Source organism: Acidimicrobiales bacterium (assembly GCA_036273495.1).
GTDB lineage: Bacteria > Actinomycetota > Acidimicrobiia > Acidimicrobiales > JAJPHE01 > DASSEU01.
On the sequence record DASUHN010000364.1, the window covers coordinates 1 to 2,650 of the forward strand.

The 2,650-nt window shown below is 73.6% G+C and carries 2 protein-coding genes; both read right to left on the bottom strand.

Annotation, left to right across the window (positions count from 1 at the left end):
* The coding region (locus VFW24_15510; GenBank protein HEX5268173.1) for a cytochrome c-type biogenesis CcmF C-terminal domain-containing protein at nucleotides 1-2,041 on the bottom strand (2,041 nt) is incomplete at its 3' end.
* Complete coding sequence (locus VFW24_15515) at nucleotides 2,038-2,547, bottom strand: cytochrome c maturation protein CcmE (protein ID HEX5268174.1); 510 nt, start codon at nucleotides 2,545-2,547, stop codon at nucleotides 2,038-2,040. The genes VFW24_15510 and VFW24_15515, both read right to left, overlap by 4 nt.
* Between the last annotated feature and the right edge of the window lie 103 nt (nucleotides 2,548-2,650).

The following is a 2,650-nucleotide window of genomic DNA, read 5'->3' on the forward strand; positions in this document are numbered from 1 at the left end:
GAACGGGGACGCCGGCGGGCTCCTCCGATCCGTCCGGTCCGGTCTGCCGGTCGGTGCTCCGGGGCGGGGGAGGCAGCCCGACGGCCTCGGCCGGCGCCGGCTCACGGCGCCGCACCCGCCGGCGCCCCGACCGGTCGCGGCGCCGGTCCGGCACGGATGCCAGCACGGTCCCGACGACCATCACCATCCCGCCGACCCAGAGCCAGCGCACGAGGGGCTGGACCACGATCCCGATCACCGCCGCTCCCCCGGGAGCGCTCGGGCCAACATCCAGGGTCAGGTACACGTCGTCGTGCAGGCCCGACACCACCCACGGGGTGCCGATGCCCTCGGTGACGCCGGTGAACTGGCTGATGGCCGGCTCGCCGATCCGGCCGCCGTCGAGCTGCACGAGGGCGTCGAGGGCGGTGCGGTTGGGATAGCGGACCTGCCGGTCCCCGAGATAGGTGACGGAGTGGCCGTCGAAGTGGGTCGACTGGCCGACCCCGAGGCGCACCTCCGTACGCCGGCCGTAGGACAACGAGGCGGCCAGCCCCACGGCTACGACCACCACGCCGAGGTGCACGACCATGCCCCCGCCCGTGCGGCCGAGCAGGGCGCGCGGACCTTCGCGCCGGACCGACAGCAGCAGCCGGCGCGCCGCCGCCGTCCCGGCGAAGGCCGCCAACCCGAACGAGACCAGGGGCTCCCATCCCCGCAGCCCGGCCAGGGCCGAGAGCATGATCGTGAGGGCGCCGGCCCACGCCGGCAGCAGCAGCCGGGACCGGGCCGTGGCCGCCGACGCCCGCCGCCACGGCAGCGCCACCCCGGCTGCCATGAGGAACAGCAGGCAGAGGGTGATCGGCGCGCCCATGCGGTCGAAGTAGGGGGCCCCGACGGCGATCGTGCTCCCGTTGACCGCCTGCACCAGCAGCGGGAAGACGGTGCCGAGCAGCACCACGAAGGCGAACAGGGAGAACATCACGTTGTTGAGGAGGAAGGCCCCTTCGCGCGACACGGGGGAGTCGAGCGAGCCGGGACTGCGCAGCCGGTCGGCGCGCCAGCCGATCAGGACGACGGCCACCGCCACCACCAGCCCGAAGAAGCCGAGGATGATCGGACCGATGCTCGACTCGGTGAACGAGTGCACGGACTCGAGAACTCCCGAGCGGGTGAGGAAGGTGCCCAGGATGGTGAGGCTGAACGTCGCCGAGAGCAGCGAGATGTTCCAGACGCGCAGCATCCCCCGGCGCTCCTGCACGGCGGCCGAGTGCAGGAAGGCGGTGGCGGTCAGCCAGGGCACGAACGAGGCGTTCTCCACCGGGTCCCAGGCCCAGAACCCGCCCCAGCCGAGCACCTGGTACGACCACCACGCCCCCAGCACGATCCCGCCGGTCAGGCAGCCCCACGCCACGAGGGTCCAGCGGCGGGTCTCGCGCAGCCAGTCCTCCCCCACCCGGCCGGTCACGAGCATCCCGACCGCGAAGGCGAACGGGACCGTGAACCCGACGTAGCCGAGATAGAGCAGCGGGGGGTGGAACGCCACCAGCGGGTTGTTCTGCAGGAGGGGGTTGGGGCCGGCGCCGTCGGCCGGGAGCGCCCCCACGACCGAACGGAACGGGTCGGCCGGAGCCAGCATCAGCCCGAAGAAGAAGGCGGCCACGGTGAACGCCGTAACCCGCGCCCAGCCCACCACCGGGTCCGAGGACCGGCCCCGGAAGCGCCACACCATGGCGGCCAGGAACAGGGCGAGCACGGCGGCCCACAACAGGATCGACCCCGCCAGCGCCGACCACATCCCGGTTATCCGGTAGAGGAGGGGAGTGCGCAGGCTGTCGTTCTTGGCCACGTAGTCGAGGGAGAAGTCGTGGGTCACCAGGGCGTGCTCCATGGCCCCCACCGCCAGCGCCGCCCCGGCGAGCACCACCCACGCGTAGCCCGTCATGCCGGCCAGCCGGGAGAAGCGCCGGCGGAGCAGGCCCGAGGCCGTCCCCGATGCGCCGGCGAGGGCGGCGACGAAGGCGATCAGCACGCCGGCGTGGCCGATGAGGCCGTCGGTCACGGCCCGGCCCCCGTGCCGCCCGCCCCGTTCTTGCCCACGTAGTTGCTCACCCGCTGCGGATGGGCGGCGGTGTAGGTCGACGTGTGCTTGACCATGATCAGGTCGCTCACGAAGGTGGCGCCCTGGAACTGGCCCTCGAGCACCACCGGGATCCCTGGCTGGAACAGCTGCGGCGGATAGCCGGTGTTGTCCACCGCGACCTGCACGCCGTTGTTGACAATGGAGAAGTCGACGCGGTCACCGGCGCGCCGGACCGTGCCGCGGACCACCGTGCCCTCGATGCGGAAGCGGGTGTCACCCAGCTGCGGGCGCATGTGCACGGCCTGGTCGGCCGTGTAGAAGTACGTCGTGGCCCCGGCCAGGCCCTTCGCCAGGAGGAAGCCGAGGGCGGCCACCACCACGACCACCATGGCCCACGCCCGCCGGCGCGACCGCCGGCGCCGGACGGCCGGCGGCGGTACGGGCGGCCGGGCCGGGGTCTGCGCCGGCGTGACCGCCGAGGTCACTGCGGGCCCGGCGGCAGCTGCCGGACCAGGACCCGCCGGCGCCGCAGCACCCACCCGGCGTAGGCGGCCAGGCTGGAGAACGTCACGGCATAGCCGGCGATCA